This window comes from Microcoleus sp. D2_18a_B4 (assembly GCF_036702475.1).
Taxonomy (GTDB): Bacteria; Cyanobacteriota; Cyanobacteriia; order Cyanobacteriales; family Microcoleaceae; genus Microcoleus.
Map to the genome: position 1 here is coordinate 42,777 of NZ_JAUBTL010000049.1, position 16,943 is coordinate 59,719.

Below are 16,943 nucleotides of genomic sequence, written 5' to 3' on the forward strand. Positions count from 1 at the left end.
TAGCGATCGCCTATATTATTAACCTTTCCAGGGCGATCGCTTTAGTTGTTATCGCTTTAGTTGTTGAGGTAATTGCCTCGTGATGACGATGGCTTAGTTTGCAAAAGCGGGAATTGAGCCTATCCCAAACCCAATTTTGATAGCTTCCATCCACTGTTGCACCAGATCTTTCAAGGTTTCTTTGATGTCTGGCAGTGGTTCTCCTTCATACTCAGCTTGCTTATATATTTTCATCGCCTCGATATAGGCAAGAGCTAGAAAACCTGTGCAGAGAGCAGTAGTAACAGCAGCAATACATCTGAAAATGGGGAATCCACTTACTGGATTGAAGTTGTCCAACCCTGGTAACAAATCGATTAGTTGATCTTTGAAGGGTAGTGCATCTGTCATTCCGTTAAGCATAACACCAAATTGAGATAAAACGTCATGAACAGTTTGGATATTGTCATAATTAACTCCTGGCAAGTTGTTGAGAATTTGAGCCAGTTCAACCTCAATACCTGTTGTACCAATTACTGCACACAATTCTGAAAGAAGTTTCCCATCAAAATTGTAACCAAAGGTTTTGGAAATATCTGCAAGCATCCAAGATTGTAGAGTAGCTACTAGCGGTGTTTGCATCATTGGAACTGGCAACAATCGAGCGGTAAGTACCTTAGCGCATCCATCTATACACAAACCAAAAGATTTATCTGCCTTGGATTTCATCGCATTCAAAATTGCTGTTTTAGCAATCTCTTCTAGTAAATGTTCAGTGCCAAATAGTAAAGAGTCTAAACCGTAAGGTTTAATGTCGTAATGAGGTGTTTTTTCTCGCACTGCCATGACTGGGCTCACTTTCTTAATTTCCGAAATGCCCCTGAGAAAAGGTTCTAACCAGCTTTTTTCCACTCCTGAAGCGCGAGTAATTACAGCAATAACTGGAAGTTCTTTCGCAATTGACGAAATCCAACGCCGATCGATTAGTGTTTCTCTTGTAACTTGAGAGTTTACACAGTACCAAATTGCATGGATTTGGTCTTCTGGTTCTTTGTATTTCTGTTGCTTGATGAACTTAGCAATTTGCTCCTTGACCCTATCCTGCTGTTTTTTATTATTTTCAAGTCCCGGTGTATCATAGATTGCTATTGGTAGTCCTGGCTTTTGATATGGTGGGTTTGAAATGCTGTTTGTAACAGAGTCGCTAATGGGAAAATTCAACATTGAACTAATTAGTGTACTCTTCCCAGCCCCGGTACTGCCAATCACCAAAACGTTACATCTTTTAATCTGCTTGATAGCTGTTGGAAATCTATGACCAAAGCTTAAAACCATATCCAGCCACCGCTTTTTTATTTAAAGTTACGTCTATCAATGTATCAGTTTTCCCTACACTCCCGCATCCGATTTTTCTGAATAAGTATTTTTCTCTCAGCCTTCAAATGGTTGTGATTGCTTGAGACAGAGCTCATGATCGACGCCGGAAGGGTGATACCGCTGGCATTTCCCGACATTCGCGTTTCCGTTGAGAGACTTTTGGGGTGAGTCAGGGCGATCGCACTAAATTTGAAAAAGTATTGACAAAATCAATCAGCTATGTTATGAGCCTAGATGCGGGAGTATAGCTCAGTTGGTTAGAGCAGGTGACTCTTAATCTCAAGGTCGAAGGTTCAAGTTGACAGTAGGGTGCGTCGCTATCAGATTTTTTAGGTTTCTCAGTAGATGGCTGATGGCGACGCACCCTACGGCTATAATTTTTAAATCCAAAATCCAAAATTTAAAATCCAAAATTCAAAATAATTCACCTTCCCACGCCGCGATCGGGAGGCTCCTCGTCCGGGACAGGCAAAGAACTGGGCCTTACCTGCCGCTCCAAATACTTGCTCAAAGCGTAAGCGATATCCCCGCGAGTCATCGGCTTCAAAGGATTAATCTTATTAGTTGCGATATCAACATTAACAAACCCTTCATAAAGTGCAGTAGCCAGAGACTTTCTAGCCCAATTAGGGATTTCGCCTGCATCTGGATACTTAGCTAAAATTTCGGAAATGCTGGGATCTGGAAACTGAAAAACCCCGTAAGCCTGAGCAAAAATCGCCAAAGCTTCAGCGCGAGTCACCCTTTGATTTGGGAAAAACATTCCGTCGCGATATCCACTCATCGTTCCCGTTTTCAAAGCAGTTTGAATCGCACTGTAAGCCCAGTAACTCTTCGGTACGTCTGGCAATTCCCTATCCGGTTTCTGAGCGGTTTTTCGGCGTTCCAAACCAAAAGTTTTCACTAAAATCACCGCCAAATCGGCGCGACTGACAAGGCCATCAGCATTAAAATTGCCACTGGCATCTTTATTCATCAATCCAGCACTCACAACCCGATCGATCGGGTCAATTATTTGTTGAGATTGAACCGCCATTGGGACTCCTTGCATTAGCGCGATCGCCAAAAAAATACTCACTAACTTTTTCACGATTTTAATCCTTTCTGTCGCTAAAACCATCATGAAAACAGCAGTAATATTTTTTCTGGTTCCATCGGAATTATTCTGTGGTTTCGGCGGTGCGCTAGATTTGGGGATTATATATTAAAATCAAACATTTGCTTCTGGCAAAGCGCCCTGCATTTTACCCAACCAATCAATCAAATTATCCAATTGCTTTTGGGCCGTCAAAACCGCCATACCCCGAATAGTAACCTTCCCCTTGCTGTAGACAAAACGAGAGCGCAAATGTTCCGGCAAATTAGCCTTGAGTAAATTCCAAGCAGGCTCTTCCATAGCTGTTTCCAAAACTATGTTCTGCTTATTCTCCGGCTTAATCCGAGAAAAACCGATTTTTTTAGCGATTTGTTTGAGTTCGACCACACGGATAAGTTGCTGGGCTGGCAGAGGAATTGGCCCATAGCGATCGCACCAATCAACCTGAATCTGCTGTAACTCTTCTGAGTTATTAGCAGAAGCCACAGACCGGTAAGCGCTCATCTTTTGATCCAAATCTGCGATGTAATCAGCAGGAATAAACGCCGTCAAAGTGAGGTCAATTTGCGCGTCCTCCACTTTCGGAATTTCCTGACCCTTAATTTCGCGAATAGCCTCCTCTAACATTTCAGCATACAAATCAAAACCGATGGCCTCCATTTGACCAGATTGTTCAGTACCCAAAACATCACCCGAACCGCGAATTTCCATATCTCGGACAGCCAACTGATAGCCCGAACCCAACTGCGCGAACTCTTGAATTGCCCGCAGCCTCTGCCTTGCAGCATCAGACAGTTGGTTCTGCTTCGGATAAAACAGCCAAGCATGAGCTTGAATCCCCGCGCGTCCCACCCGTCCCCGCAACTGGTAAAGCTGACCCAAACCAAACTTCTGCGCGTCTTCAATTAAAATGGTATTGACACGAGGAATATCCAAACCCGACTCAATAATCGTCGTACACACCAAAATATCAAACTCCGCCGCGCTGAAAGTCAGCATGATGGATTCTAGTTCCGAAGCCTCCATTTGACCGTGGGCGATCGCAATTCTGGCAGACGGAACCATCTCCTGCAACTGAACGGCCAACTCATCAATCCCCTCAATCCGTGGCACCACGTAAAAAACCTGACCGCCCCTATCCAATTCTTGACGAATTGCCGATCGCACCACTTCCGGGTTATAGGGAGCCAAATGCGTCTGAATCGGGCGCCTGGAAGGAGGCGGAGTCGAAATCAAACTCATCTCGCGAATCCCCGACAGCGACATATACAAAGTCCGGGGAATCGGCGTTGCTGTCAGAGTCAGAACATCTACCTCTGTTTTGAGAGATTTAATTGCTTCCTTTTGCTTAACTCCAAACCGCTGTTCTTCATCCACCACCAACAAGCCCAAATCCCGAAATTTAATGGCTTTGCTCAAAACAGCTTGAGTACCAACAATCACATCTAATTCCCCAGTCGCCAAACGCTTGTGAATCTCCCGGCGCTCGGTTTCAGTGCGAAAGCGATTGAGCAAACCAACTTCGATCGGATAAGGGGAAAAACGCTCCGAGAGCGTGTGATAGTGCTGTTGGGTCAAAATCGTCGTCGGAGCGAGCAAAGCCACCTGCTTGCCCGCCGTAACCGCCTTAAAAATCGCTCTCAGAGCCACTTCTGTCTTACCAAAACCGACATCGCCGCAGACCAAGCGATCCATCGGTCGATCGCCCTCCATGTCGCGTTTCACATCCTGAGTTGCCTTCAACTGATCCGGCGTTGGCTGGTAAGGAAAAGAATCCTCTAATTCTTGTTGCCAAGGCATATCGGCAGGAAAAGCGTAACCTGTTTGTTTAGCTCTTTTAGCATAAAGATTCAGCAAATCCACTGCCAATTTCTTAACAGCTTTGCGAACCTTAGTTTTAGTTTTTTCCCAAGTTTGACCTGTCAGCTTGTTTAAATCCGGTACTTTATCGGCTACAGTCCGAAACCTCGACAAAGCGCCCAATTGATCAGCAGCCACCCTCAGAGTACCGTCCGCGTATTGTATCAGCAAATATTCGCGAGTTTCCCGATCGATCGTCAAGCGTTCCAACTTGAGAAATTTACCGACTCCGTGCTGGCGGTGAACCACATAATCACCTGGGCTTAATTTATTCGGGTCTACTTGCTTAGAAGCAGCGCGGCGGCGCTTGCGGACGTAGCTAAAAGTAGCTAAAGAATGCTGACCGTAAAATTCCCGATCGGTAATTAACACAATCCGAAAAGTCGGCAGAATAAAACCTTCCAATTCTGCTAGCCCGCTGTACTTCAAAGCAACCGGAATGTGCTGCAATTGCAACTTGTCGATCGCCAAATAATCACGCGGATTCACCACAAACTGAGCCGGACAGTCGTGTTCCGAGAGCAAAGAAACAGAACGACTCGGTTGAGCAGAAACTAGAAAAATGGTAAAACCCCGATCGCGCTCTTCCCTGAGCATTTGAGACAGCTTCGCAAATTGGTGAGGCATCACCGGCACAGGCCGAGAAGCCAAATTAATCGCAGACGGTAGCTGGTCACTCTCTGCAGAGCTTTGAAATTTTTTAGCCGTAGAATCTTCGGCCAATTCTGAAAGTTCTAGCCTCTCGAAAGCTGCGACATCTGCCATAGATTCAGCAAAAGTGCGGTGAATTTTCGGAACTTTCAAATGACAAATTGGCAACTTTTCTGTTCCCGCATCCGCAACAACAGATTCCCGATTGCAATTATTCCACTGTTCCTGTGCATTCTCATACCAGCGGTCGCTGTGAGCTTCGCACCCTTGGGGTTCGTCAATAACAACTAAAGTATTTTCTGGCAAATAATCTAACAAAGATGCAGGTTGCTCGAACGCTAAACCCAACAACCTGCGGACAAATTTTTCCGCTTCATTTTCGGGTTCATTTTCTGTGTCAACAGAGCCTATGTGGTTGATTTCGTCAACCTTTTTTTCAGATAAAACTGCTTTAATAATTGTGTTAAAATTAGTAGGAGTTAACACCAACCGATCGACCTTATCGAGCGATCGCTGGGAAGACGGGTCAAACTCCCGAATTTGCTCCAAATCATCCCCAAACCATTCCAGCCGCACTGGCAACTCAGCCGCTACCGGAAATACATCGACAATATCGCCCCGGCGACTCCACTGGCCCTCCATTTCTACCAGAGTCACTCGATCGTACCCCATCGACACGAGTTGGCGGTCAAGTATCTTCGAGTCTTGAACCGCACCTCGCTTCAGCGTCAGACAGTAGGGTTCAAAAGCAGCAGGTGGTGGCAAGTGAGACTGGAGAGCTCTTTCGGTAGCTACAATTGCGATCGGCTTAGAATTAGCGTTTGTTTCTCGTTTCTCGACCAAATCCGCCAGCACCTGCATTTGTCCCCAAGTCATTTCGTTCTCGTCGGAGTAAGATAGCTCGTAGGGTGAAGCCTCCGAAGTTGGGTAAAAATGCACAGTCTGCCAGCCCATAGCCTCCAGCCCGGCCACCCAGCGGCCGGCTTCTTCTAGAGTGGCCGTCACTACCAGTAAACTCCGCCCTTCTTGCTGTGCGAGGGCGGAAGCTACTAAACCTTTGGGCAACCGGGCGATGCCGTTGAGTTGCAAGCAGCGATGGCGCTTGAGCTTGTTGAGGAGTTCTGTGGCTAGGGGCGATCGCCCCAGGGTACGAATTATTGAAGAGAAAGTCATGCGCTTTTAATTTTAATCCCTGATCGGCGAAGGCTCTTTCCCTTGGCCTGTTAAGGAGATTGTACGACAAACATCCTTGACATCCTCCCCGCCGTAGAACGGCGAGGATTCCCAAGACTCACGACTTAGGTTTCTGCTTCTTTCCCGAGACGGGGATTTCGCAACTGCCCTTCAACCCTATGGTTGTCAAGTCTTACGTTCGCTCCACAGACTGATACGGCAAGTCCTGCCGCCAAAATGTTATTTGCCGCGTTGATATCTCGGTCGTGTTTAGTCCCGCATTCCTGACATTCCCACTCCCGCACATTCAACAGCATTTTATCTACTATATGCCCGCAGTTGGCACAGCTTTTAGAGCTAGGAAACCATCGGTCAATTTTTACCAGCTCTCGACCGTACCACGCTGCTTTGTAAGTCAGTTGTCGGACTAATTCACCCCAAGCGGCATCACTAATAGCATTAGCCAACTTGTGGTTCTTGACCATATTTTTGATAGCCAAATCCTCAACTACGATCGTTTGGTTTTCACGTACCAGTTGAGTTGTCAGCTTATGCAAAAAATCTTTACGGGCGTCGGCGATCTGCCCGTGTACTTTGGCTACTTTCAGCCGTGCTTTCTGTCTGTTATTGCTCCTTTTCTGTTTCCGAGACAGAGCTTTTTGTACCCGTCTCAATTTATTGTGCAACCGCTTAAAGTGTTTGAGGTTAGCAATTTTAGTTCCATCGCTAGTAGCAATCAGGCTGGTAACACCCAGATCCAAGCCGATAGATTTATCGACTTCGGGCAGGGGTTTAACGGTGGGGTCATCCACCAACAGGGAGACATACCATCGCCCTCTAGCATCGAGCTTAACGGTGATAGTGGATGGACTGCCACCATCAGGAATCTGTCTGCTCCAACTAATGGGCAATGCTTCAGTACATTTAGCCAAAAATACTTGGCCATCTTTCCAACGAAAGGCAGATTTAGTAAATTCAGCAGTACCACCATTGCACTTTTTCTTGAAGTTGGGATACTTGGCACGACCGGCCCAAAAGTTAGTAAATGCCTTTTGTAGGTGTCTGAGTCCCTGTTGAAGGGGTACACAACTAACCTCGTTGAGAAAATCAAGCTCTTGCTCTTTTTTCCAACTTGTTAGCATAGAAGAAGTCTGTTCGTATCCAACGCGCTCGCTTGTTTGATACCAAGCATCGGTGCGAGCAGCTAAAGCCTTGTTGTAAACTAACCGCACGCAGCCCACTGTCCGCCTCAAGAGTGACTCTTGTTCGGTGGTTGGGTAAAATCGGTACTTGTAGGCTCGCTGAGTCATGCCTGACATTGTAACATATTCCCTGTAAAGCCGTGCTAGAAGCACGGGGTTTCCCACCCAACTTTTCTGATGATTGTGCCGATCGGCTGTTGACGCCTTGGAACTTAACTGGAGATAGATTTCTGCTTTAATATGTCGATCCTGCGATCGCGATCGAGCGCGGGACGTTAATCTAGTGACAGGTTTAGAAAAAATTTCGATTTTGCGATCGAGATTCGCAGCTTCCAGACCTCTCCTGTGACTGCACCCAAAGACGGATACCCTGCCACGTACTCAAGTTGTGAAGATCGAAGAATTTTAGACATTAGGGAAATCCCCCAGATACTGGCGGCGTCGTCAATCTAAAATCTAAAATCTAAAATCTAAAATCGACTAACCGGGCAGAGCGCTTCGCCGTTACTACCGAAAATTTTAGAAATGTCCCCAAGTACCGATATTCTGATTGTTCTCCTGCTAATTTTCCTCAATGGCTTGTTTGTGATGTCAGAGATGGCCATCATCTCTGTACGGAAGGTGAGACTGCAACAGATGGCCAACCAAGGTTCCGCCAATGCCCGCGTAGCCTTGGATCTGGCTAATGCCCCCAATCAGTTCTTGCCGACAGTTCAAATCGGGATTACGATGCTGGCCATTCTGTCGGGCGCTTTCGGAGAAACGACGATTTCTAGAAGGGTAGAGCCTTTGTTGCGGCTGATTCCTGCCCTCGCGCCCTACTCTAAGACGATCGCCTCAGTAGTAGCAGTTTTAACCATCACTTATCTGACTTTAATTATCGGCGAACTCGTGCCGAAGCGGCTAGCGCTCAACAACCCGGAGCCGATCGCCTCAAGCGTAGCAATTCCCATGCGAATGCTCTCAAAAATTGGCGCTCCTGCGGTTTATTTGTTAAGTCATTCCACTGACTTAGTGATGCGGCTGATGAGGATATCGCCCTCGACAGAACCGCAAGTTACAGAAGAGGAAATTAAAGTTTTAATCGAGCAAGGAACCGAAGCCGGAACCTTTGAAGAAGCCGAACAAGACATGGTAGAAAGAGTCTTTCGTTTGGGCGATCGGCGAGTCAGCGCCTTAATGACCCCGCGTCCCGATCTTACCTGGCTTGACCTCGACGACTCAGTAGAAGAAAACCGCCAAAAAATGCTCGGCAGCGGTCATTCTCGGTTTCCCGTGTGTCAGGGAGGGCTCGACAACGTTGTAGGTTTAGTACACGTTACTGATATGCTGTCTCGGACTTTAACTGGTCAACCCCTAGATTTAAGCGCTTCTTTACGACGACCGTTATTTGTACCGGAAAGCACGCGGGGTTTAAAAGTATTAGAACTTTTCAAACAATCTAGCAATCAAATTGCCTTGGTAGTAGACGAATACGGCGTCATTCAAGGATTGGTTACAGTCAACGACATTTTAGTCGAACTCGTTGGCGACTTTCCCTCGATTGAAGATGCTGACGAGCCGGAAGCCGTGCAGCGCGAAGACGGTTCTTGGCTGTTAGACGGAATGCTAGCAGTTGAAGATTTTTTTGAGCTGTTTGGAATCGAAGAGTCAGCAGAACACAAAGGAAGTTACCACACAATGGGCGGCTTTGTAATTACCAATTTGGGGAAAATTCCCACAGCAGCCGAGCATTTTGAGTGGAACGGTTTGCGCGTGGAAGTAGTCGATATGGACGGGAACCGAGTTGATAAAGTCTTGGTAATGCCGATCGACTCAGCGGGCGATCGACCTAAAACCGAACCAAAAACCTAAAAACCATTGGCCAGCGTCAATTGTTCTCATCATCCCTGATAAAAGGTACATTTCCTTCTTCTGGGGCGGGTTTGACCAATAATCTCGGCAATAATTCAAAATATAAATAAACCCGCCCCCACTCCAGGGTAAATCGAAATGTAAATTCAAATTTACCGTGGGGCGGGGGCGGGTTTTTGAGATTGTTTGTTTGAGTCGTTGATGGTTAGTCGAACGCGCTTCTTCTGTTTTCTTTCATCTTTCCGCAAAGCTTCCAGAATAGAACGGCCCACATAATCACTAAAAATTACTGCCCCAGCTTGATTGTAATGACAGCAGCTATCTACATAAACCGCATCTTTAGTCTTGTCAAAAACATTGACAGCATTCACTAGATTGATATTATTTTTTTCCAAATTAGGAAACTTTTTGAAAAGAGCCGGATATCCAATTTCTACAGATTTAGCATAAGGAGTCTCCTTGTTAAAAGCAATCTGCTTTTCGGCTTCACCAAACACCCTTTTCGTCTGATAATATTGATTAGGCTGAAGAACATGAAAATAAGGCACCTTGCTAGCTGACAGCACTTTGTGCATAAAAATTGAACTTTTTGCCCAATTCCATGCCATTTTTTCAAAAGCTACTGAATCCGGTAAAACCGACTTATTAGTATTGATATAAATAACGCTCCCCCTGTCATCTTTTTGTTGTTTTGTCCGTTCTTCTTCAAACTTAATTACATCTGTTTTATAGTTATTAACTAGATTTTGAACGTAAACCGAAGTGAAAGCATTGCACGCAGCTAAAGAGCAGTTTTGCAAACTTGACAAACCCTGATTAATCCGAGTTTTATTTTCTTGAATTCTGAGAGTTGCTTCCATAGCCTTAGTAGAAAGGCTATTATTCGCGAAGTGAGCCAGCGGCAAAATATGCTGAATACTTGGCATAGCCAAATCGACTTTATTTTTATTGTTTAAATTTGAAAGTGCTACTTCATTAAAACCATCTATATTGACGACCATATCTAATTCTTGACCTAAAGCCAAAAAGTAGTTTAAAATTAATAATTGCTGCGGCTGTTTGTAGCCTCCCGTTGCAAAAGACAAAATTACAAATTCTTTATCTTTTAAACCGGGCAACTGTTTGAGGTATTTAGGTAAAATTTGATTCTGAACTTGAAATATGGCATAATCGGAAGCCACAGAACCGCCAAAAACTCCGATAAAAAACTGATTATTTTTAGTTTTTTTGAGAGGGTAATCGTAAGGAGAGATAAATCCGTAATTGTTAATTTTAAAACCAGGGCGAAAATCGGGACCTGGTTGTTGAATAAAGCCGAAAAAAGGATGAAACCTTTCAACAATAGACTGATTCAGCCGCACTCCTTCTAAATTAATTCCTAAATCCGACTTATCTTGCACCTTTTCTCTAGTATAGAAAAATTGCTTGTGCTTGACAAAATACCATCCCAAGGAACCGAGTTCCAGGAAAACCAGTAAAAGCGCTAAGTTAATCAAAGTTATCTTGAGAACTTCTTGTCCGTTTTTGAGGAATTTTAAATCTTTCATAAACCTCTATTTCGACTCCCTGACTACTTTAATAATAGAACTGGAAACAAAATTTGCCAATACTTCCTCTCCCACTGAATTATAGTGGCAGCAGGCATCTTTGTAAACCGTCTCTTTTGTATTGTCTAAAATATTCACTGCGTTAAAAACATTAACCCCAGCTTTTTGCAAATCATCGACTTTGGACAACAATACGGGATAACCTTTTTTCACCCCTTCAATGTAAGGACTCTTCTGGTCGATCGCGATTTCGTTTTCCTTGGCGGTAAACGCTCGCTTAGTGGGATAATACTGGTTGGGCTGGACAAAGTGAAAATACTTAATCTTTCTACTTGATAAAATTTGATTCATCCCGATCGACGATTCGTACCACATCGATGCAATGTTCTCAAAAGCAGCGGCATCCTGCAAAACAAAGTCAGATTTTGGAATATATACTATACCGCTATTTGCCGTGTCTGGGTTGGATTGTTTGACTTGTCGATCGTACTTGACAACTGCTTGCTGGTAATTGTTGACTAATTGTTTCACCTGTAGCGAGGTAACAGCGTGACACAAAGCAAGTTGACAAGTTTGCAATTTGTCAATACCTGCTTTCAATTGTTTTTTGTTTTCGTTAATTTGCACGATCGATCTCATAGCTTCCGGCGACAAGTTGTTGTTGGCTAAACCAGTCAGAGGCTGTATGTGCTGAACGCTGGGCATTCCTATTTCAACTTGGGCTTTGTTGTTTAAATTTGACAGTGCTACTTCGTTAAAACCGTCAATATTAATGACTAAATCTAATTCTTGACCCAAAGCCAGAAAGTAATTTAAAATTAATAATTGTTGGGGCTGTTTGTAGCCGCCATTGCCAAAATTTAAAACAATAATTTCCTTGTTGGCAAATTCTGGATAAGTCTTCAATTTGTTAGACAATCTGCGATTTACATATTCAGAAACTGCAAAATTATTCGCCACTGAACCACCAAAAACTCCGATAATAACTTGATTTTTATTGGTTTTAACAAAGGGATATTCGTAGAGTGAAAAAAAGCCGTGTTTGTTGACTTTTAACTTTAATTTCTCATTGGTGAAAGCACCTTGTTTTAGCACATAGCCAAACAGTGGGTGCAGTCTTTCTACGATAGATTCATCAAGTCTAATGCCGATCCTTTCAATATCTTCTACTACTTTTTCTTTTGTTTTAGTTCTGGTATAAAAAAACTGCTTTTGGTTGACAAAATAAAAAGCTAGCGATAAAGCTTCCAGACAAATAAAGGCGATCGCCAAATTAACCGCGATTATAATTAATATATTTTTGCCTTTTTCGAGCGCAGTTGCATCTTTCATGAAATTTGACTGATTACGGTTGTTTTTTGGGGAGTTGAGACTGCTTCAATTGTTGGCACAAATTTCGGTTAATCAGGATACTGGCCAGCCGGTGTCCGAGTTCATTCCAGTGACCCCCACAGGGTACAGAATTCTCAAAACCGTGGGCGCAGACTTGATATTTTTCCGTGTAACCTTGGATCTGTTCGGATAAATTCAGTACCCGAAAACCCTCGCGCGCGCCCAATTTTTTTAGTCGCCTATCGGGATAAAACAAATCCTGAATGTTGTTCTTTATCATAAAATCTTTTCGCATCGGGGCATCCGGTCTAACTTGCATCGGATCGCCGATCGTCACAACCAAGAAATCAGCCTTTTTCTGCACGACTTCATTCCGCATCGTCACAATCAAACCCTCTGTCACCCTCCAAGCCTCTTGCCAAGCTGCATTCTGAGGTTCCTTGAGATTTTGGGTACTTAAAGCGGTAAAATCCTCAGATAACTCGCGCTTTTTCCTTTCTAAGTCTACTTTTTTAATAACCTGCAAAATGCGCGAGTTGTTGACGATCAAACTGGGCATTCGGTCTACGAAGGAAACTGCTCTTTCGTTGCGATCGATCGGCGCCCGATTGCGAAAAGACATATCCGGCACTAACTTGCCGCTAGCATCATAAGCAAAAAATGGTCGGTAAAGGTCATATTCCAATTGCGGCGAATTGTTAATCACATCATTGCCAATAAAAAAAGCAAGAATTACAATATCAGGATTGTAATCCCACACTTTTTTTCTCAGCATTATCAATGCTTGAGCAGTACCGTAGCCCTGCACCCCGAAATTCATGACCTCAACATTTTTCCGTCCCTTAACAGCTTCGCAGTTGCCTAACTTTCGTTCCAATTTTGACCAGAAAGTTTGTTCGATAGGTACCTGAATTGCTTCGGTGAAAGAATCGCCCAAAACCGCAACGCGCAAAGTATTTGGAGGTTTTGCTTTTGTATGTTCACGATCGCGCAAACCCTCGCTATTCACCTGCACAAAACTCGCACCTTCCTCATTCCACTCGCCCGACACACCAGGTTTCAGCTTCCAGCCCAAATTCGGATCGGAAGTGTGAAAACGAGTTGGCGCCGACTCTGCGAAATTTCCTATTTTGGGATAGCCTTCAATCCTCGCTACTCGCAATCCAATTTCACCAATTACCACCCCCATCAATAAACCGCCGAGTGTCAAACCCAAATTGACACCCAAATTTTTCAACTTGCTCATTATTTCAAAACAGCGTGTAAATAAATGGAGCAATCACAGAACCCTGACTCAATACAATCAAAGCTCCCAAAAAGACTAAAGTCACAATGAGCGGCAACAGCCAATACTTTTGGCGTTCTTTCATAAACGCCCACAAATCTTTGAGAAAATCTAAAGTTGCTTCAAACACTTAGAAAGGACGCTCCATACTAACTTTTGTTCTTGCTTTACTTGGGACGCGGTAAGTATCCATTTTAGGATTGAGTTTTCGCCGCATGGCATCTTCGCCGAAAATGTTTTTGATCACTCCCATCGGCCAAACTATCAGGTAAAAAACTATCCCTAGGACGATCGGCGTTTCGATTTTGTTAAGAATAATTCCAAAGCGCATCCACGCGTGATAAACGGGATTCAGCGATTTCGGCGCAACCAATGCTAGCAGCACCATCACTCCGCAGATTGCCCAAGGCCACCAAGGTAGAGAATGCCGCCGCAGTAAAGGTACTGCTAAACCGAACAGCACTGCAATCAAACCGCCAATTAGCAGCCCGAAATCGCGCAAGCCTTTTTTGTCGAGTTTTTTAATTTCGTCGCTCATGGGGAAGAAGGAAGAAGGAAGAAGGAAGAAGGAAGAAGGAAGAGGGAAGAGGGAAGAAGGAAGAAGGAAGAAGGAAGAGGTAAGAAGGAAGAGGGAAGAAGGAAGAAGGAAGAGGTAAGAAGGAAGAGGGAAGAGGGAAGAAGGAAGAATGACAATTGCCAACTAACAACTCACAAATGCCAACTGCCAACTACCAACTGACTAATAATTAATCCAATTCAAATTCATTTTTCCAAGCATCATCTTGTTTCCAAGGAATTTGTTCGGACTTGGGAAGCAAGTAATTTTCCAAAACCAGATAGTCCATTTCGGTTCGCATGAAACAGCGGTAAGCATCCTCTGGAGTGCAAACAATGGGTTCGCCTCGGACGTTGAAAGAAGTATTTACCACAATAGAACAGCCCGATCGCTTTTCAAAATGGCTGATTAAGTCATAGTAGCGAGGATTGGTTTCTTTGTGAACAGTTTGGATGCGAGCCGAGTAATCGACGTGGGTGACAGCCGGAATCTCGGAACGCGGAATGTTGAGCTTTTCAATGCCAAACAACTGCTCTTGTTCCGCAGTCATGGGAATGCGGAGACTGGCTTTGACAGGTGCTACTAATAGCATATAAGGGCTAGAATGGTCAATCTCGAAATAATCCGCAACTCGCTCGGCTAAGATTGACGGCGCAAAAGGTCGAAAAGATTCCCGATATTTAATTTTCAGGTTCATCACGGACTGCATTTTAGCACTGCGGGGATCGCCAATGATCGATCGACCGCCCAGAGCCCGCGGCCCAAATTCCATCCGCCCCTGGAACCATCCCACCACATTTCCCTGTTCCAAAATTTCCGCCAACTGCGGCATTAATTCGGCATCGTCCAATCGGTGATAGCTGGCTTTGACAGCATCCAAATATTCGAGAATTTCTGCGTCAGTAAACCTCGGCCCCAAATAAGAGCCCCGCATTTTGTCGTGACAAGTTAAATGAGCAACCGACTTCGCCACAGTTGCCACCGCTGGGTTTGCAGTGAGAACTTCAGTCCTCTCCTCAACCGCTGAGTTTGTAGTGATAAGTTCAGTTTTGAGGGATTCTATACTATTTGCTGTCGAGTTCGCGCTCACAGTGCGAGTTTGTTCGTAATACTGATACCAAATCGCCAAAGCCGCACCCAAAGCACCGCCAGCATCTCCCGCTGCAGGCTGAATCCAAATATCTTTGAAAATACCTTCGCGCAAGAGTCTGCCGTTAGCAACACAGTTGAGAGCAACGCCGCCGGCAAGACAAAGATAATCCACATCCAATTCTTTTTTAACTGTTCTGCAAAGCCGCAAAACAACTTCTTCGGTAACAACTTGAATGGAAGCTGCAATGTCCATTTCTCGCTGAGTCAATTTTCCTTCAGCTTGACGTGGCGGCCCTTCAAACAGTTCGTCAAACTTCTTGTTTGTCATGGTTAAGCCAACTGTATAGTTGAAATAATCCATGTTCAAACGGAAAGTTCCGTCATCTTTGAGGTCGATTAAATAGTTGAGAATCTTGTCTACATACTTGGGTTCGCCATAAGGAGCTAAACCCATGAGTTTGTATTCGCCAGAGTTGACTTTGAAGCCGGTGTAATAGGTGAAAGCTGAATAAAGCAAACCCAAGGAGTGGGGAAAATCGATTTCCCACTGAGGTGTCAGTTGGTTCCCGTCTCCCAACCAAACCGAGGTTGTGGCCCACTCGCCCACGCCGTCGAGGCACAAAACGGCTGCTTTTTGAAAGGGGCTGGGGAAAAATGCCGATGCTGCGTGGGATTGGTGGTGTTCGGTAAATAGCAGAGATGGCAGTTTATTTGTTTTGCAGTTTGCTATTGCTGCCAGATCTCTTTTGAGCATGGTTTTGAGGTAAAGCTTTTCTTTGAGCCATATCGGCATGGCTGCTAGGAAAGAGCGAAAACCTTGGGGTGCGTAGGCTAAATAGGTTTCGAGAAGGCGCTCGAATTTGACTAAAGGTTTGTCGTAAAAAACTATTTGATCGAGTTCCCGCAAGTCTATTTTCGCTTCTTTCAAGCAATAAGCGATCGCATTCTTAGGGAATCTGGCGTCATGCTTTTTGCGGGAAAATCTTTCTTCCTGCGCTGCTGCTATAATTTCTCCGTCGCGAATTAATGCTGCGGCGCTGTCGTGATAGTACGCCGAGATTCCAAGTATGTTCATCGCTCTCCTCACAAATCGCAATGCGTTTGCTTTTGACTATTTAGAATAGCTAACGATTATAGCTGCTTCAGTGCTGATTGGGAATTGAATTTTGCGATCGCCTCTAATTTTACCTGGATCGATGTCGGTGCAACGTCCGAGGACGATCGGGTTTTTGAGAGGTTTTAAGCTAGCGTCGGCTAATCCTGCGCCCCCAAGCTCTGAAGTAAGTTACTACCGGGAATTGATAAAATTCACCTATCAACCACAGCACAATGCCTAAATGGGACAAAAAAGCTAAGCCTGTCCAAGCTGCGGGCAGCCACGACAACCGGCTGCCGGGAACCGGGGGAAAATAGTAAGCTGAAAGTCCCAGCAAGGTAGTGGGAAGGAAAATTAGACCCACAGCCGCTGCCAAGTAGGGCCATCCGAATTCTACGCCTTCGAGGTGGGCTCCTATCCACTGTTTGCCGTTCCAGTGCCAATTTACGGGCGGTTGGCGATCGGCCATTTGGAGCGATTGTCTTTCAACGCTTGCGGTATAAATGTGCTGGCAGAAGTTGCAAGCTAGGGCGTCCATCATCGGCATGGTAGAAATTTGACCGGTGCGGCACACGGGACAGGGATAGGTATCTTGAGGGTTGAAAGGTCGGGTTGATTTTTTGGAAATCTGCATAGATCAGGCTGTTTGTCAAGATATTGAGCGATCTTAACAAAGTACAGAGATTATGGGTTGGCTGATGGCGGTTTTTGTATCTAGATTGTTGGTGATTTAACAGGTTTTTTCACGCCTACTCGCCCCTACAGGTTAGTTAGAGAGTCGATGGTAGAGTGTCCCCCACCATCTCTCCTACAAAACCGTGCTTGCGACTTTCACCGCACACG

The 16,943-nt window shown here is 44.8% G+C and carries 12 protein-coding genes; 1 reads left to right on the plus strand and 11 read right to left on the minus strand.

All coding sequences use genetic code 11. The features are described 5' to 3' along the window. Nucleotides 1-93: 93 nt before the first annotated feature. The 4 genes from QUB04_RS24045 to QUB04_RS24060 form a co-directional block, all read right to left on the minus strand. Nucleotides 94-1,314 carry a GTPase domain-containing protein gene (locus tag QUB04_RS24045; RefSeq protein ID WP_333288217.1) on the minus strand — a complete coding sequence of 407 codons (1,221 nt, stop codon included), beginning with the start codon at nucleotides 1,312-1,314 and terminating at the stop codon, nucleotides 94-96. 466 nt (nucleotides 1,315-1,780) lie between these two features. Then, entirely contained in the window at nucleotides 1,781-2,434 is a 654-nt protein-coding gene (locus QUB04_RS24050) for an S-layer homology domain-containing protein (RefSeq protein ID WP_333288219.1), read from the minus strand. A 132-nt stretch (nucleotides 2,435-2,566) separates the two neighbouring features. Further along, nucleotides 2,567-6,136 (minus strand): transcription-repair coupling factor, encoded by a 3,570-nt coding sequence (gene mfd, locus QUB04_RS24055; RefSeq protein WP_333288221.1) that lies wholly within the window; start codon nucleotides 6,134-6,136, stop codon nucleotides 2,567-2,569. Between the two features lie 125 nt (nucleotides 6,137-6,261). Beyond that, nucleotides 6,262-7,455, minus strand: a complete 1,194-nt coding sequence (locus QUB04_RS24060; RefSeq protein ID WP_445301092.1) for an RNA-guided endonuclease InsQ/TnpB family protein — start codon at nucleotides 7,453-7,455, stop codon at nucleotides 6,262-6,264. A 408-nt stretch (nucleotides 7,456-7,863) separates the two neighbouring features. Between QUB04_RS24060 and QUB04_RS24065 the strand changes: the two genes are divergently transcribed. Next, nucleotides 7,864-9,192, plus strand: a complete 1,329-nt coding sequence (locus QUB04_RS24065; protein ID WP_333288223.1) for a hemolysin family protein — start codon at nucleotides 7,864-7,866, stop codon at nucleotides 9,190-9,192. Nucleotides 9,193-9,344: 152 nt separating this feature from the next. Here QUB04_RS24065 and QUB04_RS24070 read toward each other — a convergent pair whose 3' ends face one another. The 7 genes from QUB04_RS24070 to QUB04_RS24100 form a co-directional block, all read right to left on the minus strand. Further along, nucleotides 9,345-10,739, minus strand: coding sequence for a hypothetical protein (locus QUB04_RS24070; protein ID WP_333288226.1), 1,395 nt, complete (start codon nucleotides 10,737-10,739; stop codon nucleotides 9,345-9,347). Nucleotides 10,740-10,745: 6 nt separating this feature from the next. Beyond that, nucleotides 10,746-12,071 (minus strand): hypothetical protein, encoded by a 1,326-nt coding sequence (locus QUB04_RS24075; protein WP_333288227.1) that lies wholly within the window; start codon nucleotides 12,069-12,071, stop codon nucleotides 10,746-10,748. A gap of 13 nt (nucleotides 12,072-12,084) precedes the next feature. Then, nucleotides 12,085-13,317: an SGNH/GDSL hydrolase family protein gene (locus tag QUB04_RS24080; RefSeq protein WP_333288229.1), complete on the minus strand. Its 1,233-nt coding sequence runs from the start codon at nucleotides 13,315-13,317 to the stop codon at nucleotides 12,085-12,087. A gap of 4 nt (nucleotides 13,318-13,321) precedes the next feature. Then, nucleotides 13,322-13,486: a DUF5989 family protein gene (locus QUB04_RS24085; RefSeq protein ID WP_190657062.1), complete on the minus strand. Its 165-nt coding sequence runs from the start codon at nucleotides 13,484-13,486 to the stop codon at nucleotides 13,322-13,324. Next, the gene (locus QUB04_RS24090; RefSeq protein WP_333154419.1) at nucleotides 13,487-13,894 is read right to left on the minus strand and encodes an SxtJ family membrane protein; all 408 of its coding nucleotides are present in this window, start codon (nucleotides 13,892-13,894) and stop codon (nucleotides 13,487-13,489) included. Nucleotides 13,895-14,102: 208 nt separating this feature from the next. Further along, a complete protein-coding gene (locus QUB04_RS24095; RefSeq protein WP_333288231.1) occupies nucleotides 14,103-16,079 on the minus strand; it encodes a carbamoyltransferase in 1,977 nt (658 codons plus the stop codon). A gap of 169 nt (nucleotides 16,080-16,248) precedes the next feature. Beyond that, nucleotides 16,249-16,734 carry a hypothetical protein gene (locus QUB04_RS24100; protein ID WP_333288233.1) on the minus strand — a complete coding sequence of 162 codons (486 nt, stop codon included), beginning with the start codon at nucleotides 16,732-16,734 and terminating at the stop codon, nucleotides 16,249-16,251. Between the last annotated feature and the right edge of the window lie 209 nt (nucleotides 16,735-16,943).